This is a genomic window from Benzoatithermus flavus (assembly GCF_037908215.1).
GTDB classification, from domain to species: Bacteria; Pseudomonadota; Alphaproteobacteria; order Geminicoccales; family Geminicoccaceae; genus Benzoatithermus; species Benzoatithermus flavus.
Window position 1 is genome coordinate 1 of record NZ_JBBLZC010000027.1, and the last position, 21941, is coordinate 21941.

The window sequence follows — 21941 nt, forward strand, 5'->3', positions numbered from 1 at the left end:
GTCCGCGCCGGCGCCGCGGATCGCCGCCGCCTGCGCGGCGTGCTCCCCTTCCTGCTCGCGTCCGAGGCGGACGGCGCCCGCGGCTCCGCCGGGTACGGCTCCGTCGTTCCCATGGCTGTATCCGTCCCAAAGCGGAGCCTTCGGGAAGCCCGGCGCGGTTCACCCTGCCGATGCGCCGCTGACGCTGGCGCATTGCCGGGGGCACGCTCGGCGGCAGCGGCGCGTGCCGTTCGACCGGGACACCTCGCCGATCGCCGGAGAGGGCCTGCGCCGGATTGCGGAGCTCTATCGGATCGAGGCCGAAATCGCGGGTCAGGCGCCCGAGCGGCAGCGCACCGTACGGCAGGAGCGCTCGAAGCCCCTTGGTCCTGGCGTTCGGAGCCTGGCTCACCGCGGCCCGTGCCAAGTTGTCGCCGAAGTCCCGCGCCGGTGAGGAGCTGGCCTACTTCGCCCACCACTGGGAGGGGCTGCAGGTCTTCCTCGACGACGGCCGGGTCGAGATCGACACCAACGCGGTCGGGAATCGCATCCCCCTGGTCTTTACCCGCAAGAATGCGCTGTTCGCCGGTCACGACGAGGGCGCCGGCAACTGGGGCCGGATCGCTTCCTTGATCGAGACGGCGAAGAGGAACGGCGTCGATCCCGTGGCCTATCTGACGGTCATCCTCGGGGCGATCGCCCGCAGCCACCCGAAGAGCCGCCTCGACGAGCTCCTGCCGTGGGCGGTCAAGCCGAAAGGCACAGACGATCCGGAGGCCGCTTACATTGGAACGGTCTGGTCCACCCATCACACCTGCTCATGCCGGAACCGCCGCCCGATCACCAGCAGATGCGCGATGCCGCGGCCTGCGTCCCCTCGCTCAGGCTCCGAGCGAGGGCGACGCCGCATGCCGTGCTTCCTCCGGTCAGAAGGGTCAGAAGCGGTAGCGCAGGTGCGCCATGAGGTCGTGGCCGGCATCGCCGCCGAGCTGCTGGCCGAACTCGTAGGATGCATCGAGCGAGAATCGCTCGCCTAGAGCAAGATCGCCGCCGAGCTGCAACCCGATCATGCGCGTGGTCTCGCGCGGTACCGTCTCGTGCTGGACGAACCCGGTACCCTCCTCGCGCATGGTGACACGGTAATCGTCCTGCGCCAAGCCGTAGGTATAGGAGAGGCCACCCCGGAGCGCGAGCCAGCCATCCTCGTTTACCGGCAGGGGATCGAGCCGGCCCACGAGGCCCACGCTCGCGAGCGTGTCCGTGATCGATGTTCCCTCGTAATGCACGTCCGAGACGTAGGGGTTGGACTGGGTGAAGCCATCGAGCTTCTGGACGGTGTGGCTCAGATGAAGCCAGGGCTGCAACCAACCCTCGCCGACACGGAAGGGCCGGCTCACCGTGCTGGCGATCGAGGTGGTACGGCCACCGAACGCGGCGTCGGAGCTGGCGTCGATCAGCTCGTCGTGATCGAGCTTTCGATGCTGGTCATCACCGAAGCTGAGCGTCGTCGCGAGGTCGAACCCGGCAATGCGGTTGCGCAGATAGACCGAGACCGCATCCGACGCGACGCTCGCCTGCGAGGTCGCGAGCTCCGCCTTGTTCTCCTCGCTGACCCGGTAGCTGCTGATCACCATCCCCAGCATCGTGCCCGGATCGAATGCGTAGTTGACCCCGATCCCGCGATCGCTGTCCTCCATCAGATGCGCCGCCGTGAACTGTCGGCGCGACGGATCGGCCGCGGCCTCCTCTTGAGCCAGCTCCGCCTCGCGCACGCCGGCGTCGCCGATCACGAACGTGCTGAGGCCCTGCCGCTCGTCCGGCGCGAGCTGACTCAGGCTGAAGACGAGTCCCTGATCGATGTCGCTCTGGAGCTGTGCCGCGGCTTCCGAGCCGGCAGCCACGCTGTTGGCCCAGCTCCAGCCGCGCGTAAGATAGTAGCGGAACACCTGAGCGATGATGTCCTGACCACGGTTGCCGAAATGCTGGTCGTCGAAATAAAGGGCGGTCGTATCGGCGTTGCCCGGGTCGGCCGTCGTGATGTTGGTGAAGCCGTACCTATCGGGGTCGGCCGCGATCCGGTCGAACACCGTGCGCAGATCGACGGCGATGACACCCTCGCGGCTGTTGGCGATGTCGACGACACCCTGGTTCCACTGGTCGACCCGCCCCTGCTTCGACTCGGCACCACCGGCCGTAGCCGCGAGCTCGCGCGGCACCTGACTCCAGTCGTGCACCAGGGTCACGAACAGCTTGCGATCGCCCGAGGTGACGCCGTTCTGGAGCAGGCGGTCGATCTGCTCGCCATAATCGTGGAGCGAGATCGAAAGATCGTTCCTGGGCTCCAGGATGTCGTTGTAGCCGAAATAGGTGACCGTGAGGTCGTTGCTCTGCTGGGCACCGGCCCGAGAGCTGCCGAGCCAGCTGTCGACCTGCGTCCGGAACGTGTTGTCCGCCGCACCTTTATGGTTGAACAGCCAGTTGACGCTCTCGTTGCGTGCGGAGGCGCCGCCCCGCGCGTAGTCGAAGGGGCTCGAGACGATTCGGTAAGGCCAGACCTTCACCCCTGGCCGCGCTGTCTGATTGGCAGCCGAGTAGCTGTCGCCGAATACGAGGAGATTGCCCAGCCGGCTCGGCCGCGTGTCACCTGCAACCGCATAGGGGTTGGGCACGGACGTGACCGGTGGAGGATCCGAAGGCGGCGGATCCGAGGAGGGTGGGTCCGAAGGTGGAGGATCCGAAGACGGCGGATCCGAGGAGGGTGGGTCCGAAGGTGGAGGATCCGAAGACGGCGGATTGGCCGAGCTCGGGCTCCCGCCCGGCGAGCCGCCACTGCCGCCACCGCCGAGACAGCCGCCGAGCGCCAGCAGCGCTAGAAGAGTGAAACCCGGCAACCATGGCTGCTTCCTCAGCATCGACCCGAACTCCCCGCAGCTTTGAGATGGCAAGATTAGGTCCCGTTCGATATAATAACTGGAATGTTTCCGTTCCAGCACTCATCTTGCAAGTCATCATGGGTAAATTCAAACCAAAAATATTGATATATAGTTAACAACCTTGCCGAAGCTACTGCCACATTCCAGAAGAACGATGGCGGCTCGGGAGCCCGACTCTATGACGGCCAAGCCGGATCCAACCGTCGGCCATGTTTCACTCCGAGGCAGCGCGATGCAAGAAGACTTACACCGATATGCCGCTCGCTCGGGTCGGACCAGCCATGGCAGGAAGGACTACCGCCCCGGCAGCACCACCACCGTCTTTTGCGACAACATGGCTCGTGACAGCATGAGCTCCGGCGTGGGGCTCTCGACGATCCGGCGCTCGCTCTCGACCAGCGCCAGGAAGCGGGCCAGCACGGCGCTGCCGAAGTAGTGCATCGGGACGACGACGGGGGCGCCGATGGCGCGGACGACCTCGACCATCTCCTCCTGCGACATGGTGTAGGTGCCATCCACCGGCACCAGCACCACGTCGATGACGCCGAGCTCCGCCAGCTCGCGCGCGGTCAGCAGCTGGTGCAGGTGGCCGAGATGTGCGACGCAGAGGTCCCCTGCCTCGAACACGAAGATCGAGTTGCTGTTGCCTTGCGCACCCGATCGACCGTGAACCGCGGTCGGGACGTTGCGCACGCGCAGGTCGCGGTAGGTGAGGTCGTGATGCGCCTCACCACCCTCCGGGTTCCAGCCGCGCAGGACGTATTTCACCCCCGGCTCGACGAGGTCGGTGTAGTGGGTGCCGTGCGCGTTGTTCATGGTGACGATGTCGGGCGTGAATGGTGCCCTGACGTAGCCGTTGTAGTCCGTGACGACGCTGGCCCCGCCCGCCGTCTCGATGAGGAAGCTCGCATGGCCGAGAAAAGTGAGCCGCATCACCGCACCCGCCGGCAGCACGGCCGTGCTCCAGGCCGCGGGCACGAGCCGGGGCGCGAGGTCGGCCACGGGAAAGCAGCCTGCCGCGGCGGCTCCGCGCGGCGATCCCGAAAGGAGCAGCAGGACAGCGCAAGCCGTCACAAGGATCCTCTGCATCGTTTCTCCTCCCCAGATCGCCCCGATCCGCTGGGCCCGCTGCCGAAAGAAGGCCGGGCTCAGCCCCGTGTCGCCTGCCGGCGCCCGAAGGGAACGAGGCCGACACGGACCAGGAGCAGCGCCGCCACGAGCAGGAGGCCCGGGATCACGAGCAGGTTCAGCGCCTGCCAACCGAGGAGGTAATGTAGCGCACCGGCCGAGCTCGCCGAGAGACCCACGGTCGTGAAGACGAGGAAGTCGTGGAGACCCTGCACCTTGGCCTTCTCGGCCTCGGCATGGCAGCCCGTGAGCAGCGTCGTGGCGCCAATGAACATGAAGTTCCAGCCGACGCCGAGCGCGAAGAGGCCGGCCGCGAAATGGGCCACCCCGACCCCGGTGAGAGCGATGGCGACGCAGGCGCCCATGAGCGCCGTGCCGGCGCCGATCATCCGCGACGCCCCGAAGCGGGCGACGAGATGGCCGGTGACGAAGCTCGGCGCGAACATGCCGAGCACGTGCCACTGGATGGCGAAGGCGCTGTCGGCGAAGCCGAGCCCGCAGGCGATCATCGCGAGCGGGGTCGCGGTCATCAGGAGGTTCATCGTGACGTAGGCGACGAGGGCCGTGACGAACGCGGTCAGTGCCGCCGGCTGGCGGATGATCACGAGCACCGGCCTGCCACTGCCCGCTCTCGTCGCTTCGGGTGATCGGAGCGGGTCGAGCAGGCTCGCGACGAGGCACAGAGCCCCGGCCAGGACGGCGACCGCAGCGAAGCAGCCCGCGAACAGGACCGGCGCCATCAGATCCCGGGTCGCTTCCGCCAGCTCGGGCCCGAGGAGGGCCGCGACCGTGCCGCCGGCCATGACCCAGCCGATGGCCCGGCCACGCCGGCGGGCCGCGGCCAAGGGGTCCGATACCGTCACCACGTTGGCGGCATCGGCGGCAGCAAACCGTAGAAACTGGCAGAAAGCGCCGAACACGCCATAGAAAAGGCCGGCCAGACAGAACTCGGCGAACGAGCCTCGCACGATCGCATGCCAGCCGAGCGCACCGGCGGCGACGCCGCAGAGGCTGCCGAGCTGGAAGCCCGGACGGCGGCCGTGGCGCTGCATCAGGAACGAAGCCGGTAGCGTGCCCGCCATGGTGCCGAAGAACTGGAGCCCCAAGGCCAGGCTCGACAGGGCCGGGGTCGGTGCGTATTGCAGGCCGACCAGCGCCGTCGTGCTGATCACGACGGTGTTGCACATGAAGAACAGCGCCTGGCAGGCCGCGAGGACCGCCACGTTGCGGACATACGTGCTCTGCGTCATGCCGGCGTTGATAGACGGGTGCTATGCCGCTGGCGAGAGGGCGGGCGCCGCGAGCGGGAGCGGAGCGATGGCAGACGGCGACGGAGTGCGGCTGGAGCGTGACGGCACGGGCATCGTGGCGATCGTGCTCGACCGGCCGAAGAAGCAGAACGCCGTCTCGAGCGCCATGTGGCGAGCGCTCGCCCGGTACTGCGATGCGATCGAGGCCGATCCTTCCGTTCGGGTGGTGATCGTGCGCGGCGCGCCGCCCGCCTTCTCGGCCGGGGCCGACATCGCCGAGTTCCCGGAGGTCTTCGCCGACGAGGAGGCGGCGCGGCGCTACAACGACCTCGTCCAGGACGCTCTCGCCCGTCTCGAGGGCATGAGCGTGCCGACGATCGCGCAGGTGGCGGGAAGCTGCATCGGCGGCGGCTGCGGGCTGGCGCTCGCCTGCGATCTGCGCATGGCAGCGGCCGATGCGCGCTTCGGCATCACGCCCGCCAGGCTCGGCCTCGCCTACAGCCTCGGCGACGTGAAGCGTCTGGTCGACCTCGTCGGCCCTGCGCGCGCCAAGGACATCCTGTTCTCGGCCCGGCTGCTCGACGCCGAGGAGGCGTTGCGCATCGGCCTCGTCGATCGCGTCGTATCGCCCGAGGAGCTGGACGGGACGGTCCGGGCTTATGCGCGCTCGCTCCTCGATCTCTCGGGCAGCTCGCACCGGCGCATCAAGCGCATCGTCCGCCTCGTCCTCGACGGTGCTGTGGCCGAGACCGAGGAGAGCCGGATGCTGCGCGATCGCGCCGTGAGCCATCCCGACTTCGTCGAGGGCCGACGCGCCTTCCTCGAGAAGCGGCGTCCCCGCTTCACCTGAGAAGCGAGGGAGACAGGCATGGCCAATGCCCCGATCTGGTCCTACCCGCGGGACAGCGAGCTCATCGGCCAGATCCGCGCCGGCGTGCAGGGTCTGTGCGCCGCCTTCCCCGGCAGCTACTGGCGGGAGCTCGACCGGGAGCGCGCCTACCCCACGGCATTCGTGAGGGCCCTCACGGAAGCGGGCTACCTCGCCTGCCTCGTGCCCGAGACCTATGGCGGCTTGGGGCTCGGCCTTTCGGCCGCCGTCGCCATCCTCGAGGAGATCCACGCCGCAGGTGGCAACGCCGCCGCGTGCCATGCGCAGATGTACATGATGGGCGCTCTCCTGCGGCACGGCAGCGAGGCGCAGAAGGCGGCCTGGCTCCCCGGCATCGCCTCGGGCGCCCTGCGGCTGCAGGCCTTCGGCGTCACCGAGCCCATGGCCGGCAGCGACACCATGGCGATCCGCACCACGGCCGTACGGCGGGGTGATGCCTACATCGTCAACGGCCAGAAGATCTGGACCAGCCGGGCGGAGCACTCGGACCTGATGCTGCTGCTCGCGCGCACCACCCCGCGCGAGGCGGCGAGCCGGCGCACGGAAGGCATCTCGCTCTTCCTGCTCGACATGCGCGAGGCCCGAGGGCTCACCATCCGCCCGATCCGAACCATGATGAACCATGCCGCGACCGAGCTGTTCCTCGACGACGTGGCGATCCCGGCCTCGAACCTCATCGGCGAAGAGGGCCAGGGCTTTCGCTCTGTCCTCGACGGAATGAACGCCGAGCGGATCCTGATCGCGGCCGAATGCATCGGCGATGCACGCTGGTTCATCGACCGGGCACGGGCCTATGCGGGCGAGCGTGTCGTGTTCGGACGGCCGATCGGGCAGAACCAGGGCGTGCAGTTCCCGATCGCGCGCGCCTATGCGCAGACCCGTGCCGCGGCGCTCATGGTCGAGGAGGCGGCTGGCCGGTTCGAGACGGGAGCCCCTTGCGGGCCCGAGGCGAACATGGCGAAGCTCCTGGCCTCGGAGTCGGCCTGGGCCGCGGCCGACATGTGCCTGCAGGTGCACGGCGGGTTCGGCTTCGCCGAGGAGTTCGACGTCGAGCGCAAGTTCCGCGAGACGCGGCTCTACCAGGTAGCACCCGTCTCGACCAACCTGATCCTGGCCTATCTCGGCGAGCACGTGCTGGGCCTGCCGCGTTCCTACTGATCCTGCCGTCGGCTCTCGGTCAGAAGGTGAGCAGGATCGCCACCGTATCGGTATAGGTGCCGGCCGGGACGAGTTGGCGTCCAGGTATCCTGCCCATGACCCCGATCTTACCGGAGCCGGATGCAGGCAGCGTGATGACCCGCGCATCGTTGCCCTGACCGAAGACCTGGGTCCGCGCGGAGTCGCGGTAGAGCCCATAGCTCAGGAACGAGCCCTTGCCGTCGCTCAGCCGGCGCACCCCGGCGCTGCCGTTGACGCCGCCGTCGAGCTCGAAGCGCAGCGTGCCTTGTGGGCAGTTGCTGAAGGCGATCTGCGTGAAGCCGTTGAGATCCTTGGTCTGGTTGCTGCTGTAGGTGCCGAAGTCGAGCGTGGCACCCGAGACGATGCAGCTCTGCTGCACGACCACCCTGACGCCGAGCGTGGCCGTGGTGGTTCCGGCCTGAGCGGGACTACCCGCAGCGAGCAGCGCTGTCGCCACGATCAGGGCACGTGCAAGGAACGACATCGAGAGCTCCTCGGTGCGGGGCGAGAGGCGCGGGGTCGTACAGGCGCCCGTGCTTCGTACCGATTAGCACATCCGCGGTTAACGGAACGTTGACGGGCCGCCAGCGGCACTGCCGCGCCCGCGATCGAGGAAGATTCGCAGCTCGTCAGTCGGACAGGCCGAAGAGCCGCGTGCGGGTGCGCTGGTAGTGGGCCTCGGCGTCGAACGGCTGTACGCTCAGCCCCAGATCGTCGACCGTGAGCTGGCCCACGGCGAGCTTGAGCTGGTAGCTCGCGAGGATCTCCTCGGCGCGCGCGCGCACGAGGTTGACCTGGGAGGTGAACAGCTCCTGCTCGGCGTCGAGCACGTCGAGCACGGTCCGCGAGCCCACGAGCGCTTCCTGCTGCACGCCTTCGAGCGCGATCTCGTTGGCCTTGATCTCGGCCCGGAACGCCTCGATCGCCGCGGTCGCAGCGAGGAGCCGGTCCCAGGAGGCAGCCACCTGCTCCTGGACCGTCCGGTGCGCGGTCTCGAGCTCGTTGCGCCGCTGGCGCTCGAGCTGTCGGTTCTCGCGCACCCGCGCATACTCGCCCCCTCCCTGGTAGAGCGGAATCGTCAGATTGAGGCCTATGGCCGTGCTTCGCGACCAGTTCGTCTGGTAGGTCGGCTCGTCGGCGAGCTGGGCCTGCGCCTGCAGATCGAGGCTCGGCAGGAGATCGGCATAGGCCACGTCCACGGCATCCCGTGCCGCGTAGAGGCTGAACGTGGCGGCGACGATGTCCGGATTGCTCGCGGCGAGCGCTTGCGCGTCGGCCAGGGTCTTCGGCAGTGCGACGAGCGTCTTGGGCTCGACGAGGTTCGTCGGCTCCTCGCCGACCACGCGTCGGTAGGCCGCGCGCGAGGCGGCGAGATCGGCTTTGGCGCTCTCGACGTCGGCCTGCGCCCGCGACAGTCGGGCCTCGGCCTGGGCGACGTCGGTGCGCGCGACCTCGCCGACCTGGAACCGGTCGCGCGTCGCCTGGAGCTGACGCTGCAATCTTTGCTCGTTGTTGAGGGCAAGATCGAGCACGACCTGGTCGCGGTAGACGGCCGTGTAGGCGGAAACCGTGTCCAGAAGAACGCTCTGCTCGAGCGCCAGGAGCTGGGCGCGCTGTGCCCGGACCTGGTTCTCGGCCCGGCTGACCGCGGCCTGGGTCCCGCCGCCGGCATAGAGGTTCTGCCGCACCGTGACGCCGACACTCTCCGCGGTGCGGTTCTGCTCGAACACGCCGACCCCGCCGAGGGTCCTGGCCTTGGCCCGGGTGGTGGTCCTGTCGTGGTTGATGCCGCCGTTCAGGAACAGTTGCGGCCGGTAGCCCGAGAGCGCTTGCGGCACGAGCTCGTCGGCCTGGCGGAGCTGGGCACGTCCCGCCTCGAGCCGCGGGCTGGTGAGATAGGTGTTGACCAGGGCATCCTGCAGGGTCGTGGCGGCCGCGAGCCCCGTCCCGCTGAGCGCAAGGCAAGCCGCGACAGCGAGCAGCGCCGTCGCTCTCTCTAGCCCGACGATCCAGTTCTGCATTCGGCTCCTCTTCCGCCGTCGATGGGCCTCCTTGCCCTTCGAACGTGCCACGACGGCTCCGACGACCGCGGACAGCGTCAACCTAGGCGGCGGACTGCGGCCGTGGCAAGCTGCCGGGGATGCCGGGCACGCATGCGCGAGCATTTGGGCACGAAGCTGTGTAGGCCGGGTCACGGCTGCAGCGCCGGGGTGTCACGAATCCGGAATGCGCAAGATCGTCCACATCGACATGGACGCGTTCTACGCCGCGGTCGAGCAGCGGGACGATCCGAGCCTGCGCGGCCGGCCGCTCGCGGTGGGTTCGCCGGCGGAGCGCGGCGTGGTGCTGACGGCGAGCTACGAGGCGCGCGTCTTCGGTGTGCGCTCGGCCATGCCCTCGGCCACGGCGCGGCGTTTGTGCCCCGAGCTTCTCTTCGTCCGTCCGCGCTTCGACGCCTACCGGCGCGAGAGCCGGCGGATTCGCGCCATCCTCGAGCGCTTCACGCCGCTCGTCGAGCCGGTCTCGCTGGACGAGGCCTATCTCGACGTGACCGAGCCGCTCACGGGCCCCTCGCCCGCGGTGGCGGTGGCTCGTACGATCAAGGCCGCGATCCTGGCCGAGACCGGACTCACCGCCTCCGCCGGGGTCTCGTTCAACAAGTTCCTGGCCAAGATCGCCTCCGACCTCGAGAAGCCCGACGGCCTCACCGTGATCCGACCCGAGCACGCGCTCTCCTTCCTCGCCGGGCTGCCCATCGAGCGCTTCCACGGTGTGGGTCCCTCGACCGCCCGACGCATGAGAGCGCTCGGCATCGCGACCGGCGCCGATCTCCAGGCCCGCTCGGAGCAGGAGCTGGTCTCGGCTTTCGGCCGGCTCGGACGACATTACTGGCGGATCGCGCAGGGTCTGGACGACCGGCCGGTCGAACCCGACCGGCCGCGCCGCTCGCTCAGCGTGGAGACCACCTTCGACCGCGACCTTCGGGCGGAGAGCGAGCTCGCGGCAGCGCTCGGGTCCTTGGCCGTGCAGCTCGCGGAGCGCCTCGCCCGCGCCGGCTTCACCGGACGGACCTTGACCCTGAAGCTGCGCTATGCCGACTTCAAGGTCGCCTCGAAGCGGGCGACGCGAGCGAGCCCGTTCGTGAAGAGCGGGGAGATCCTGGCCGCGGCTCTGGAGCTGCTGGCGCAGCGCCCCCGGCCGGGCGATGCCCTGCGGCTGCTCGGGGTCGGGATCTCCTGCAGCGGCGCCGAGGACGATCCGCGTCAGCTCGCCCTGCCGCTGCTCAAGGAAACGCGCAACGCTGCACGGTGACGTCGATCTGGCCCTGCTGCTTGTCGCTGGCCTTGATCGCGAACAGGTACTCGTTGCTGCCCAGCACCACGGCATGCGTGAGCGGGAGCGTTCCCTCGATCGTGCCGACATCGCCGTCGATCTCGAGGAAGCGCAGGGTGACGGGCTGCCCCGGGTCGAAGAACGGCTCGGGCTTGCCCTCGGCCGTGCGCGCGGGCGAGCCTTCGCCCGAGACGGTGATCCGGTTCTCGGCGAAGCCCACGGTGCTGACGGCTCCCGTGCTCGTGGGCGTGTGCACCGGCACCCGCTTGGTCTCGACCTCCTTGTCGCAGCGCCGCTCGGTCGTGGCCTGCTGCAGCACGAAGCGCAGCCGGGCCGCCGGCACGCCCTGGCGGAGCCGCTGGTCGATGAGATCGACGAGCTGGCGCAGCTCGCCGCGCGGCACCTCGTTGCGGTAGGTCTGCTGGAGCTGGGCGTAGCGGGTGATGGCACCTTCCGCCTGCTGCTCGGCACGTGCGATCCGCTCGCTCATCTGACGGTTGAGTTCGCGCATCGCCGAAAGATCGTGCTCGAGGCGCTCCACCTCGGCCCGGCTCTTCGACACGCCCACACGATAGCTGCCGAAGCTGCCGCCGACGATGCAGAGCGCGAGCATGCCCCAGCGGATCGCTCTCCAGAACGCCTGCTGCCGGCGGCTGCGGCGCGTGCCGGCGAAAGTGGAAAGAATCTCCATCGGCTCCGGTCGAGCTGCGTCCTTCAGGAATTGTCACCCGCCCAGCCGGGGTTGGGGAGCACCTCGGCCAGAGCCTTGAGTTCCGGCTGCTGCCGAACCTGGAGCATCTGATAGATGGCGGCGGCGGTCTCTTCAACGGAGCGCTTCGTCACGTCGATCTCGGGCCAACTGTGGCGCGCGAACAGGCGCCGTGCCTGAATCAGCTCCTGGCGGATCCGGTCGATGTCGGCGTAATCGCCGCCGTAGCGGCCTTCGTCGGTCTCGGTGATGCCCAGCATCTTCTGACGGTTCTTGCGAATCTGGGCGAGCTGCTCGGGGTTGATGGTGAGTCCGACGACCAAGGGCCGCTGCAGCTTCTCGAGGACCTCGGTCTGGGTCTGGGCCGCCACGAGCGGGACGTTGGCAGCCCTGATCCCGCGGTGCGCGAGATAGACGCAGGTCGGCGTCTTCGAGGTCCTGGACACGCCGATCAGGACCACGTCCGCGTTCTCGAGATCCTCCACCCCCTGCCCGTCGTCGTGGCGCATGGCGAAGTCGATCGCCGCGATGCGTGAGAAGTAGCCCTCGTCCAGCGCGTGCTGCCGGCCGATCTGCGGCCGTCCGGCCGAGCCCAGGAGGCCGGCCAGCGCGTTCATCACGCTGTCCAGCACCGGCACGCACGGCACGCTCAGCATCCGGCAGCGCTCCTGCAGGAGGTGCCGCAGCTCGGGCGAGGCCAGCGTGAAGATGACGAGGCCCGGCAGCGCCTCGACGATCGCCAGTACCTTCTCGAGCTGCTGGCGGGTCCGGATGAAGAACCAGACGTGCTCGACCGGCACCACGTCCTCGAACTGCGACACCGCGGCCCGAGCGACGGTGGTCACGGTCTCTCCGGTCGAATCGGAGATCAGATGCACATGGAGCCGCAAGGCAGCTTTTCCCGAGCAAGGCTGAACAACCGAGGCAGACCGCTGTGGATAAGACCGCTCGAATGGCCGCCGGGCGGTCCATGCACCGTCCATCCACCGCCACGACCTCCCCGTGTCCACCTATCTACTCCCTGCGGGGCAAGTTTTCGACAGGGGAGCGGCGAAGTCTGTGAATGCACCGTCCGTCCACAGGTCGTTCGCCTGAGGCCGGCTGATAAGTGCTTGATTCGGATCAGGCATGCTTGACTCCTCCCCGCCATGCCCACTCCTGCCGGCATGGTTCTGCCCAGCAGGCGGATTCCTGGGGACAAGGCCTCCGACTGCGGCTAATCCCGGCATTGCCGTCCCCAACCACAACCTCTTCCAAGATTCTTCGAATCTTTCTTGAGTCGGAGGAGGTGATGGTGCTCGGGGCCTCACGAAAAGGATTGGTCCGGCATGGCTGCGTCAGGAGACAGCACCCCCACCCGAAAGGCCCTCTTGGCGGCGCTCGCTGGCGAGAAGCGGGCGCGGCCGCCCGTTTGGCTCATGCGCCAGGCCGGCCGGTATCTGCCGGAATACCGGGCGGTCCGCGCCCAGGTCGGCTCGTTCCTCGAGCTCTGCTACACGCCGGAGCTCGCGGTCGAGGTGACGCTGCAGCCGATCCGGCGCTATGGCCTCGATGCCGCCATCCTGTTTTCGGATATCCTGGTGGTTCCGGACGCGCTCGGCGCCGAGGTCCGGTTCGTCGAAGGCGAGGGGCCGCAGCTGACGCCCTTGCGGGACGAGGCGGCGCTCGCCCGGCTGGGTCTCGCCCGGTTTCACGAGCATCTGGCACCGGTCTACGAGACGGTGCGGCGGCTTGCCGCAGCCCTGCCGCGCGAGGTGACGCTGATCGGCTTCTCGGGAGCGCCTTGGACGCTCGCGGCCTATATGGTGGAGGGGAGCGGCAGCAAGGAGTTCTTCGCGACCCGTCGGCTCGCCAGGCAGGAGCCCCGTCTGTTCGCCCGGCTGATCGATCTTCTGATCGAGGCGGTGGTCCTCTATCTTGAGCGGCAGATCGAGGCGGGCGCCGAGGCGCTCCAGCTCTTCGACAGTTGGGCCGGTGTCCTGCCCGAGCCGGAGCTGCGCCGCTGGTGCATCGAGCCCACCCGCCGGATCGTCGAGGCCTTGCGGGCGCGTCATCCGGAGGTGCCGGTGATCGCCTTCCCGCGCGGGATCGGTGCGAGCTATCTCTCGTTCGCGCGCGAGGTACCCGTGCAGGGCTTGAGCCTCGACACGACCGTGCCGGTCGCCTGGGCGGCGCGCGAGCTGCGGAGCGATCCCCCCTTGTGCCTGCAAGGGAATCTCGATCCCGCAGCACTCCTCGGCAATCCGGACGATCTCGTGCGCGAGGCGGAAAGGATCGTCGCAGCCTACGGCGATCGCCCCTTCGTCTTCAATTTGGGGCACGGTGTGTCGCAGGAGACACCGCCCGAAGCGGTGGCTCGGCTGGTTGACTACTTGAAATCCACGGGCGGATGCGCCATTGAATAGCTACGAGCTTGGTCCACCCCTGCCCTTCCGTCCAAAGTCCGGCTCGGCGAACGAAGGGTTCGCGGCGGAAGACGTCGCATGGTGGTTCCCTGATTCATATACCATCCCCTCCCATTTGATCGAGCGGCTCTCTCATGAATGGAGCCTTGTGGCTCAAAGCATTGCACATCATGGCTTTCGCCGCATGGATGGCAGGCATGTGGTACCTGCCGCGGCTGATGGTCTATCATAGCGCTGTCGCTACGGGCTCGGAGGCTTCGGAGACGTTCAAGATCATGGAGCGCCGGCTCCTCAAGGCCATCACCACGCCGGCCATGATCGTCACCCTGCTGGCAGGGCTCGCCCTTGCCACCGTGCAGGGCCAGTGGCAGGACGGATGGCTGCATGCGAAGCTGGTGCTGGTGCTGCTGATGCTGGCCTGCCACGGGATCCTGGCCGGGCACGTGCGGCGGTTCCAGGCGGACGAGCGACCCCGCTCCGCCACCTGGTATCGGGTGTTCAACGAGGCGCCGACCCTATTGTTCATCGCCATCGTCATCCTGGCCGTCATCAAGCCGTTCTGATGACCCTTTCCTTCTCACCGCCGCCTGGCCGCGGCTCATCGACGAGCGTTGCATGACCGACTTGACCGACGACACACCCAGCACTGGTGAGGAGCTGGCCGACATCATTCCGGCGGCACCGACGCCGTCCCGGCGTCGCCGCGGCCGCGGCCAGGCTGGCGAGCGCACCAGAGCATCCCGCAACAACGGTGGCGAGGTCGTGGCGACGGCGGACGCCCCGGAGACCGTTGCCGAGCCGGTCGAGGCTCCGCCGCGCGAGGCCCTGCAGGAGGAGCCGACGCGGCAGCACCGCCGTCAGGAGCGGGAACGCCGGCAGCCGCGCCATGCGCCGCCCGAGCAGTCCACGCTGCGTCTGATCGAAGAGGCGGTGCCGGTTCCGCCGCCGCAGGTGGCGTCTCCGCTGCCGCCTCCGGTGCGCGAGCCCCTGCCCGCGGTCAACCTGACCGAGCTCAAGCGACGCTCGCCGGCCGAGCTTCTGCGCTATGCCGAGGATCTCGGCATCGAGAACGCGAGTACGCTCAAGAAGTCGGACCTCGTCTTCGCGATCCTGAAGCGGCTGGCCGAAACGGACGTGCCGATCAACGGCGAGGGCGTCCTCGAGATCCTGCAGGACGGCTTCGGGTTCCTGCGCTCGCCAGACGTCAACTACGTCGCCGGTCCCGACGACATCTACGTCTCGCCATCCCAGATTCGGCGCTTCGCGCTCCGGACGGGCGACGTGGTCCAGGGCCAGGTCAGGGCCCCCAAGGAAGGCGAGCGCTACTTTGCGCTGCTTCGGGCCAACACGATCAACTTCGACCCGCCCGAGGTAGCCCGTCACCGGGTCCACTTCGACAACCTGACCCCCTATTACCCGACCGAGAAGCTCAATCTCGAGGTCGTGGGCAGCAAGGACAACTCGACCCGGATCATCGAGATCGTGGCCCCTTTGGGCAAGGGTCAGCGGGCCTTGATCGTGGCGCAGCCCAGGACCGGCAAGACCGTCCTGATGCAGAACATCGCGCACGCGATCATGGCGAACCACCCCGAGGTCTTCCTCATCGTGCTGCTCATCGACGAGCGGCCCGAGGAGGTCACCGACATGCAGCGCACCGTGCGTGGCGAGGTGGTGAGCTCGACCTTCGACGAGCCGGCGACCCGCCACGTCCAGGTGGCGGAGATGGTGATCGAAAAGGCCAAGCGCCTGGTCGAACACGGCCGCGACGTGGTGATCCTGCTCGATTCGATCACCCGCCTCGCCCGTGCCTACAACACGGTGGTGCCGAGCTCGGGCAAGGTGCTCACGGGCGGTGTCGATGCCAACGCGCTGCAGCGCCCGAAGCGCTTCTTCGGTGCCGCGCGCAACATCGAGGACGGCGGCTCGCTCACGATCATCGCCACCGCCCTGATCGACACCGGCTCGCGCATGGACGAGGTGATCTTCGAGGAGTTCAAGGGCACGGGCAACGCCGAGATCGTCCTCGACCGCCGGATCGCCGACAAGCGCGTCTTCCCGGCGATCGACATCCAGAAGTCGGGTACGCGCAAGGAGGAGCTCCTGGTCGACCGCGCCACGCTGTCGCGGATGTGGGTTCTGCGCCGCATCCTCAACCCGATGGGCACGGTGGACGCGATCGAGTTCCTGCTCGACAAGATGAAGTACGCCAAGAGCAACCAGGACTTCTGGGACTCGATGAACTCTTGAGGACCTTCGGAGCGGGAGCCTCGTTCCGGCTCGGGATCGCGCTTTCTGGTCCCGCGGCACGGATCCGTGCCGCGGGACCGCGCGTATGGGCGATGCGGACCGTGGGATCCGCATGGGTCTCGTCCCGTGCTCGGGCCGTGTGCGGGTGGGTCGGAAGCAACGGTTCGTTCATGGTACCTGGTGCCATCGAGGTACCGTGAACGCATGCTTGACGTGCTCGCGCTCTCCGATCCACCTGAAGCGAGCTCTGGAGCGTGAGCCTGCGGCCGGGTGCCCGCCCGGGGAGGATGTCGTGCTGCGATCGCTCGTCGCCATCCTGATCGTGCTCTTGCTGGGCGCTGCCGCCGCGGGCGCTTACTGGAAGCTCGTCATGATGCCGGCGCAGCAGCAGGCCGCGGCGGCCGGGCCCGGTGGCGGTCGAGGCGGCGCCGGCGGGCCCGTGCCGGTCGAGGCGACGCCGGTCCGGATCGGGACGGCCGAGACCGGCATCGAGGCGGTGGGCACGCTCCGCTCCAACGAATCGGTCGTGGTTCGGCCGGAGGTGGCCGGACGCATCACCGCCATCAACTTCGTCGAGGGGGGCATGGTCCGGAAGGATGCCGTGCTGCTCGAGCTCGACAGCTCGATCGAGCGCGCCGAGCTCGAGCAGGCCGAAGCGCAGCGCGACCTCGCTCGCGCCAACTTCGAGCGCGCGAAGGAGCTGAGACGCAACAATGTCGGCACGCAGCGCTCGCTCGACGAGGCCGAGGCCTCGCTGCGCACGGCCCAGGCCGCGGTAGACCTCGCCCGCGCCCGGCTCGAGAAGCGCACGCTCCGGGCACCCTTCGACGCGCAGGCTGGCCTGCGCAACGTGAGCCCCGGCGAGTTCGTCAACGCCGGCACGGAGATCGTCAATCTCGAGCAGGTCGACCCGCTGAAAGTCGATTTCCGCGTGCCCGAGATCTTCCTGCCGGCCGTGGCGCCGGGCCAGAAGATAGTGCTCGCGATCGACGCCTATCCCGGCGAGAGCTTCACCGGCACGGTGACGGCGATCGATCCCCTGATCGACAAGGCCGGCCGCTCGATCCTGATCCGCGCCGAGATCAGGAACGATGCCGGCAAGCTCAGGCCCGGCCTGTTCGCCCGGGTGAGCCTCACCTTGGCCGAGCGCGAGAACGCGCTCTTCGTGCCCGAGCAGGCGATCCAGCCGCAGGGCGAGCGCCAGTTCCTGTTCAAGGTGGTCGACCAGGGCGAGGGCAAGCCCAAGGTCGCGAAGCTCACCGAGGTGAAGCTCGGTAACCGCCGCAAGGGCGAGGTCGAGGTACGCGAGGGGCTGGCGCCCGGCGATATCGTCGTGACCGCGGGCCTGCTCAAGATCCGTGACGGCGTGCCGGTGCAGGTACTGCCGACGGCCGGCGAGGGGCAGCCGCTGCCGCAGCCCAGGACGGCGCCCACGGCCTCCCGTGGAGCGGCGGCCGCCGCTGCGGCCAAGGCCGGCTAGGCACAAAGGGAGCCGGCCATGAGCCTGAGCGAGGTCTGCATCCGCCGCCCCGTCTTCGCGAGCGTCTTGAGCCTCGTCCTCCTGCTCGTCGGCCTCATGGCGTGGAGCCGGCTTTCGGTGCGGGAATATCCCGACATCGACGAGCCCGTGGTCTCGGTCACGACCGGCTACAAGGGCGCTTCGCCCGAGATCATCGAGAGCCAGGTCACCCAGCCGCTCGAGGAGGTGCTCTCGGGCATCGAGGGGGTGGACGTCATCACCTCGCAGAGCCGCGAGGGTCGGAGCCAGATCAGCGTCCGCTTCCGCATCGACCGGGATCAGGACTCGGCTGCGGCCGACGTGCGCGACCGCGTCTCCCGCGCCCGCAGCCGCCTGCCCGAGTCGGTGGACGAGCCCGTCATCGCCAAGGTCGAGGCCGACGCCCAGCCGATCATCTATCTTGCTCTCGCGTCGAGCCGGCATTCGCAGATCGAGGTCACCGATTATGCCGACCGGTTCGTCAAGGACCGGCTGCAGAACCTGCCGGGCGTGGCCGAGGTGCGGATCTTCGGCGCCCGCACGCCTTCCATGCGCATCTGGCTCGACCGTCTGCGGCTCGCCGCCTACAACCTCACACCGCAGGACGTCGAGGCGGCGCTGCGCCGGCAGAACATCGAGGTGCCGGCCGGCCGGATCGAGAGCCTGCAGCGCGAGTTCACGGTGCTGGCCGAGACCGACCTGCGCACCGTGGAGCAGTTCAACGATCTCATCATCCGCGACGCCGACGGCTACCTCGTCCGCCTGAAGGACGTGGGCGAGGCCCAGATCGCTCCGCTCGACGAGCGCACGATCACCCGCTTCAACGGCAATCCGGCCGTGGCGATCGGCGTGGTCAAGCAGGCGACCGCAAATCCGCTCGAGGTGTCGCAGGCGGTCAAGGACACGCTCCCTCGCATCGCCGAGGTCATGCCCGAGGGTATGGCGATCGACGTCGGCTACGACAGCTCCGTCTTCATCGCGAAATCGATCGACAACGTCTTCCAGACGATCGTCGAGGCGATCGTTCTCGTCATCCTCGTGATCTTCGTCTTCCTGCGATCGCTTCGTGCCACCTTCGTCCCGATCGTCACGATCCCGGTCTCGCTGATCGGCGCCTTTATCTTCATGTGGGCGCTGGGCTTCTCGGTGAACACGCTCACCCTGCTCGCCATGGTGCTGGCGGTGGGTCTCGTCGTGGACGATGCCATCGTCATGCTCGAGAACATCAGCCGGCACGTCGAGGAAGGGATGCGGCCGTTCCAGGCCGCGATCAAAGGGGCGAAAGAGATCAGCTTCGCCGTGATCGCGATGACGATCACGCTGGCCGCGGTCTATGCACCGATCGGCTTCCAGACCGGGCGCACCGGCCGCCTGTTCACCGAGTTCGCCTGGACGCTCGCGGGCGCCGTCCTGATCTCGGGCTTCGTGGCGCTGACGCTCTCGCCCATGATGTGCTCGCTGCTCCTGCGCCACCAGGAGCGCCACAATGTTCTCTACCGGGCGATCGAGGGCGTCCTCGATGGGCTCACCCGCGCCTACACGCGGTCCTTGCGTCTGGCGCTCACGGTGAAGCCCGCCATCGTCCTCCTCGCGGTGATCGTCGCCGGGTTCGCGGTCGTCATCTTCGAGCAGCTTCCGTCCGAGCTCTCGCCGACCGAGGATCGCGGTACCATCGTGGCACTCGGGATCGCGCCCGAAGGCTCCACCGTCGCCTATACCGACGAGTATGTCCGCCGGATGGAGGCGATCTTCCACGACACGCCTTACGTCGAGCGCTTTTTCACCGTGATCGGCTTCTCGGGCGTGACGCAGGGCATCAACTTCATCCGCCTCGTCGACTGGGCACAGCGCCCGGTGAAGCAGCAGGACGTGACCAAGGGCCTGTTCCCGAAACTGTTCTCGATCCCGGGCCTCCTCGCCTTCGCCTCCAACCCGCCTTCGCTCGGCCAGAGCCCGATCGACAAGCCGGTCCAGTTCGTGCTGCAGACCTCGCAGCCCTACGAGGTGCTGCAGGCCGCGGTCGATCAGCTCCTGGCCTCGGCCCGGCAGAATCCGGGCCTGCAGAATCTCGATACCGACCTCAAGCTCAACAAGCCCCAGCTCCGGGTCAAAATCGACCGCGAGAAGGCGGCGCTCATGGGCATCGACGTCGAGACGATCGGCCGGACGGTCGAGACCATGCTGGGCGGGCGGCAGGTGACCCGGTTCAAGCGCGAAGGCAAGCAGTACGACGTCGTCGTCCAGCTCAAGGACGTGGACCGCAGCAACCCCGACGACCTCCGCGAGATCTTCATGCGCGCCCGCGACGGTACGATGGTGGCCCTCTCGAACCTGGTCACGATCGACGAGACGGTGGCGCCGAAGGAACTCAACCATTTCAACAAGCTGCGCTCGGCCACCGTCACCGCGACGCTCGCTCCCGGCTATGCCATGGGCGAGGCGCTCCGGTTCCTCGAGGCCGAAGCCGCGACGCTGCCGCCCGGCATCGTCACCGACCTGAACGGCCAGAGCCGCGAGTTCCGCACCTCGACCGGCGGGCTCTACGTCACGTTCCTCCTGGCCCTCGCCTTCATCTATCTGGTGCTCGCCGCCCAGTTCGAGAGCTGGGTCGATCCCTTCGTCATCATGCTGACCGTGCCGCTGTCGATGACGGGTGCGCTGCTCGCGCTCAAGCTCACCGGGCAGAGCATGAACGTCTACAGCCAGATCGGGCTCGTGACGCTCGTGGGGCTCATCACCAAGCATGGTATTCTGATCGTCGAGTTCGCGAACCAGCTCCAGGAGCAGGGCCGTGCCAGGCTCGACGCCGTGGTCGAGGCCGCGAGCCTGCGCTTGAGGCCGATCCTGATGACCACGGGTGCGATGGTGCTGGGCTCGGTGCCGCTGGCGCTGGCGAAAGGTGCGGGCGCCGAGAGCCGGCAGGCGATCGGCTGGGTGATCGTGGGCGGCCTCCTGCTCGGGACCCTGCTCACGCTCTACGTCGTGCCCACCGCCTACATGCTCCTGACCCGCCGCCACCGACAGGCCGAGCCCGAGCCCGCACCGGCGCCGGCAGCCGCGGCACCAGCACCGGCCGAATGAGCATGCGCGAAGGCTATCTCCTCGGCATCGGCACGAATCTCGACCCGGAGCGCAACGCGCTGCGGATCGTCGAGCGGCTGGTCGTGCGCTTCGGCCGGATCCTCCTCAGCCGGCTTTATGCCACCGCACCCGTCGGGATGACGAGCGAGCGCACGTTCCTCAATTTCTGCGCCTTCGCTGCCACCGATCTCGAGCCCGCCGCGATGAAGGCCCTTTGCGTCGGCATCGAGGTCGAGCTCGGGCGCGACCGCTCGCACCCCGGCAGCAAGACCCGCGACCGCCCGGCCGACATCGACCTCCAGATCCGCTTTTTCGCCGACGGCAGCCGGATCGTGCTCGAGGAGATCCCGCCCTATCTCGCCGTCCCTGCCGCCGAGATCCTGGCCCTGCTCTCGCCGGGCGAACCCGTGCCTCCTGCCGGTGCGGGTATCTGCGTCCTCGCCGCGGGCGGTCTGCGCCTAGGCGAGGCGCCGGCCGCCGTCGACCGCGACGACGGCACCGGTCTGGTAGTGGTTGGCTAGGATCGCCTCCACCGCGAGCCCGATCGCCTCGGCACCGCCTTCCTCGCCCATCGGCGTTTCCGCGAGCACCCGCGTGCGCGCCTCGGGACCGTGCCATTCCTTGAACAGGATCGGGCCGGGCTGGATCGCGTTCACCTTGATCTTGGGTGCCAGGCGCTTCGCGAGCGAGAGCGTCAGGTTCTGCAGCCCCGCCTTCGTGGCACAGTAGGCGTCGAACACCGGGTTCGGCTTGTCGGCATAGATGTCGGTGATGTGGACGATGTCGGCGTGGCGCGCCGAGCAGCGGTGCAGGAGGTCGGCGAGCGCCAGGTTGAGCGCGAACGGTGCCCGCATGTGGACCGCATAGAACAGGTCGAGCTGCACCAGCGCCTCTCTGGGATCGGCGGCGGTCACGGCGAAACTCGAGGCGTTGTGCACGACCGCTCTCAGGCTCCTGGCAACGTTCCGAACCGTAGCGGAAAGCCGCTCCACGTCCTCGTTCACAGCGAGATCGGCCTGCACGCAGACTGCACCCTCCTGCTCCAGACCGTCGATGCCCTCGGTCCGGCTGCGATAATGCGCGATGACCGGATGGCCGCTTCGCATCAGGCGCCGGGCCAGATGCAGGCCGACGCGGCGGCCGGCACCGGTGACGAGGATGGCATCGTCGAAGAGGCTCGAGGCAGTTGTCGGGCGCATGGAAGGCGTGGCGGAATCTGAATTTTTGGTTGGTGACAAATTCGTGGAATTCGCTAAAGAATTATGGAGCGTTTGGTTGAATTCGTCCAGAAGGAACCAGCGCTTTTCAGT

General features: G+C 68.2%; 19 protein-coding genes. 11 read left to right on the top strand and 8 right to left on the bottom strand.

Annotated features, from left to right (window positions below; all coding sequences use genetic code 11):
- The first annotated feature begins 223 nt into the window (after positions 1–223).
- Both U1T56_RS20005 and U1T56_RS20010 read left to right on the top strand, forming a co-directional pair.
- A complete protein-coding gene (locus tag U1T56_RS20005; protein ID WP_418161315.1) occupies positions 224–433 on the top strand; it encodes an IS66 family transposase in 210 nt (69 codons plus the stop codon).
- Positions 363–1016 carry a transposase domain-containing protein gene (locus U1T56_RS20010; RefSeq protein WP_418161270.1) on the top strand — a complete coding sequence of 218 codons (654 nt, stop codon included), beginning with the start codon at positions 363–365 and terminating at the stop codon, positions 1014–1016. The genes U1T56_RS20005 and U1T56_RS20010 overlap by 71 nt, the downstream gene beginning before the upstream one ends.
- Here the strand turns inward: U1T56_RS20010 and U1T56_RS20015 are convergent.
- The 3 genes from U1T56_RS20015 to U1T56_RS20025 form a co-directional block, all read right to left on the bottom strand.
- Positions 915–2648, bottom strand: a complete 1734-nt coding sequence (locus U1T56_RS20015) for an autotransporter domain-containing SGNH/GDSL hydrolase family protein (protein WP_418161271.1) — start codon at positions 2646–2648, stop codon at positions 915–917. The two genes, U1T56_RS20010 and U1T56_RS20015, sit on opposite strands and share 102 nt — an antisense overlap.
- A gap of 558 nt (positions 2649–3206) precedes the next feature.
- On the bottom strand, positions 3207–4001 hold the full coding sequence (locus U1T56_RS20020) for an MBL fold metallo-hydrolase (protein ID WP_418161272.1): 795 nt from the start codon (positions 3999–4001) through the stop codon (positions 3207–3209).
- Between the two features lie 59 nt (positions 4002–4060).
- The gene (locus U1T56_RS20025; RefSeq protein ID WP_418161273.1) at positions 4061–5290 is read right to left on the bottom strand and encodes an MFS transporter; all 1230 of its coding nucleotides are present in this window, start codon (positions 5288–5290) and stop codon (positions 4061–4063) included.
- A gap of 67 nt (positions 5291–5357) precedes the next feature.
- Here U1T56_RS20025 and U1T56_RS20030 point away from each other — a divergent pair, with 67 nt between their 5' ends.
- The gene (locus U1T56_RS20030) at positions 5358–6140 is read left to right on the top strand and encodes an enoyl-CoA hydratase/isomerase family protein (RefSeq protein ID WP_418161274.1); all 783 of its coding nucleotides are present in this window, start codon (positions 5358–5360) and stop codon (positions 6138–6140) included.
- Between the two features lie 18 nt (positions 6141–6158).
- Positions 6159–7337 carry an acyl-CoA dehydrogenase family protein gene (locus U1T56_RS20035; protein ID WP_418161275.1) on the top strand — a complete coding sequence of 393 codons (1179 nt, stop codon included), beginning with the start codon at positions 6159–6161 and terminating at the stop codon, positions 7335–7337.
- A gap of 19 nt (positions 7338–7356) precedes the next feature.
- On the opposite strand, the gene U1T56_RS20040 is transcribed toward U1T56_RS20035, so the two are convergent.
- Positions 7357–7842 carry a Csu type fimbrial protein gene (locus U1T56_RS20040; protein WP_418161276.1) on the bottom strand — a complete coding sequence of 162 codons (486 nt, stop codon included), beginning with the start codon at positions 7840–7842 and terminating at the stop codon, positions 7357–7359.
- A 145-nt stretch (positions 7843–7987) separates the two neighbouring features.
- Positions 7988–9379, bottom strand: coding sequence for a TolC family outer membrane protein (locus U1T56_RS20045; protein WP_418161277.1), 1392 nt, complete (start codon positions 9377–9379; stop codon positions 7988–7990).
- 205 nt (positions 9380–9584) lie between these two features.
- Here U1T56_RS20045 and dinB point away from each other — a divergent pair, with 205 nt between their 5' ends.
- Complete coding sequence (gene dinB, locus U1T56_RS20050; protein WP_418161278.1) at positions 9585–10670, top strand: DNA polymerase IV; 1086 nt, start codon at positions 9585–9587, stop codon at positions 10668–10670.
- Here the strand turns inward: dinB and U1T56_RS20055 are convergent.
- Both U1T56_RS20055 and U1T56_RS20060 read right to left on the bottom strand, forming a co-directional pair.
- Positions 10642–11382, bottom strand: coding sequence for a hypothetical protein (locus U1T56_RS20055; RefSeq protein WP_418161279.1), 741 nt, complete (start codon positions 11380–11382; stop codon positions 10642–10644). The genes dinB and U1T56_RS20055 overlap by 29 nt on opposite strands.
- 23 nt (positions 11383–11405) lie before the next feature.
- Entirely contained in the window at positions 11406–12383 is a 978-nt protein-coding gene (locus U1T56_RS20060) for a pyruvate, water dikinase regulatory protein (protein WP_418161280.1), read from the bottom strand.
- Between the two features lie 345 nt (positions 12384–12728).
- Here U1T56_RS20060 and hemE point away from each other — a divergent pair, with 345 nt between their 5' ends.
- The 6 genes from hemE to U1T56_RS20090 all read left to right on the top strand — a co-directional run bounded on the left by hemE (position 12729) and on the right by U1T56_RS20090 (position 21152).
- Positions 12729–13805 (top strand): uroporphyrinogen decarboxylase, encoded by a 1077-nt coding sequence (hemE, locus tag U1T56_RS20065; RefSeq protein WP_418161281.1) that lies wholly within the window; start codon positions 12729–12731, stop codon positions 13803–13805.
- 134 nt (positions 13806–13939) lie between these two features.
- A complete protein-coding gene (gene hemJ, locus U1T56_RS20070; RefSeq protein WP_418161282.1) occupies positions 13940–14368 on the top strand; it encodes a protoporphyrinogen oxidase HemJ in 429 nt (142 codons plus the stop codon).
- A 424-nt stretch (positions 14369–14792) separates the two neighbouring features.
- Positions 14793–16052, top strand: coding sequence for a transcription termination factor Rho (gene rho / locus U1T56_RS20075; RefSeq protein WP_418161316.1), 1260 nt, complete (start codon positions 14793–14795; stop codon positions 16050–16052).
- A 292-nt stretch (positions 16053–16344) separates the two neighbouring features.
- Positions 16345–17532, top strand: a complete 1188-nt coding sequence (locus U1T56_RS20080) for an efflux RND transporter periplasmic adaptor subunit (RefSeq protein WP_418161283.1) — start codon at positions 16345–16347, stop codon at positions 17530–17532.
- Positions 17533–17550: 18 nt separating this feature from the next.
- Positions 17551–20631 carry an efflux RND transporter permease subunit gene (locus U1T56_RS20085; RefSeq protein WP_418161284.1) on the top strand — a complete coding sequence of 1027 codons (3081 nt, stop codon included), beginning with the start codon at positions 17551–17553 and terminating at the stop codon, positions 20629–20631.
- The gene (locus tag U1T56_RS20090) at positions 20628–21152 is read left to right on the top strand and encodes a 2-amino-4-hydroxy-6-hydroxymethyldihydropteridine diphosphokinase (RefSeq protein ID WP_418161285.1); all 525 of its coding nucleotides are present in this window, start codon (positions 20628–20630) and stop codon (positions 21150–21152) included. The genes U1T56_RS20085 and U1T56_RS20090 overlap by 4 nt, the downstream gene beginning before the upstream one ends.
- Here U1T56_RS20090 and U1T56_RS20095 read toward each other — a convergent pair.
- Positions 21090–21830, bottom strand: coding sequence for an SDR family NAD(P)-dependent oxidoreductase (locus U1T56_RS20095; RefSeq protein WP_418161286.1), 741 nt, complete (start codon positions 21828–21830; stop codon positions 21090–21092). The genes U1T56_RS20090 and U1T56_RS20095 overlap by 63 nt on opposite strands.
- Positions 21831–21941 lie beyond the last annotated feature (111 nt).

Excerpts from the sequence above, each read along its gene's own strand:
- U1T56_RS20020 (WP_418161272.1), bottom strand. The coding sequence starts at position 4,001 with ATGCAGAGGATCCTTGTGACGGCTTGCGCTGTCCTGCTGCTCCTTTCG.
- U1T56_RS20025 (WP_418161273.1), bottom strand. The coding sequence starts at position 5,290 with ATGACGCAGAGCACGTATGTCCGCAACGTGGCGGTCCTCGCGGCCTGC.
- U1T56_RS20030 (WP_418161274.1), top strand. The coding sequence starts at position 5,358 with ATGGCAGACGGCGACGGAGTGCGGCTGGAGCGTGACGGCACGGGCATC.
- U1T56_RS20035 (WP_418161275.1), top strand. The coding sequence starts at position 6,159 with ATGGCCAATGCCCCGATCTGGTCCTACCCGCGGGACAGCGAGCTCATC.
- U1T56_RS20040 (WP_418161276.1), bottom strand. The coding sequence starts at position 7,842 with ATGTCGTTCCTTGCACGTGCCCTGATCGTGGCGACAGCGCTGCTCGCT.
- U1T56_RS20045 (WP_418161277.1), bottom strand. The coding sequence starts at position 9,379 with ATGCAGAACTGGATCGTCGGGCTAGAGAGAGCGACGGCGCTGCTCGCT.
- dinB (WP_418161278.1), top strand. The coding sequence starts at position 9,585 with ATGCGCAAGATCGTCCACATCGACATGGACGCGTTCTACGCCGCGGTC.
- U1T56_RS20055 (WP_418161279.1), bottom strand. The coding sequence starts at position 11,382 with ATGGAGATTCTTTCCACTTTCGCCGGCACGCGCCGCAGCCGCCGGCAG.
- U1T56_RS20060 (WP_418161280.1), bottom strand. The coding sequence starts at position 12,383 with ATGGACGGTGCATGGACCGCCCGGCGGCCATTCGAGCGGTCTTATCCA.
- hemE (WP_418161281.1), top strand. The coding sequence starts at position 12,729 with ATGGCTGCGTCAGGAGACAGCACCCCCACCCGAAAGGCCCTCTTGGCG.
- hemJ (WP_418161282.1), top strand. The coding sequence starts at position 13,940 with ATGAATGGAGCCTTGTGGCTCAAAGCATTGCACATCATGGCTTTCGCC.
- U1T56_RS20085 (WP_418161284.1), top strand. The coding sequence starts at position 17,551 with ATGAGCCTGAGCGAGGTCTGCATCCGCCGCCCCGTCTTCGCGAGCGTC.
- U1T56_RS20090 (WP_418161285.1), top strand. The coding sequence starts at position 20,628 with ATGAGCATGCGCGAAGGCTATCTCCTCGGCATCGGCACGAATCTCGAC.
- U1T56_RS20095 (WP_418161286.1), bottom strand. The coding sequence starts at position 21,830 with ATGCGCCCGACAACTGCCTCGAGCCTCTTCGACGATGCCATCCTCGTC.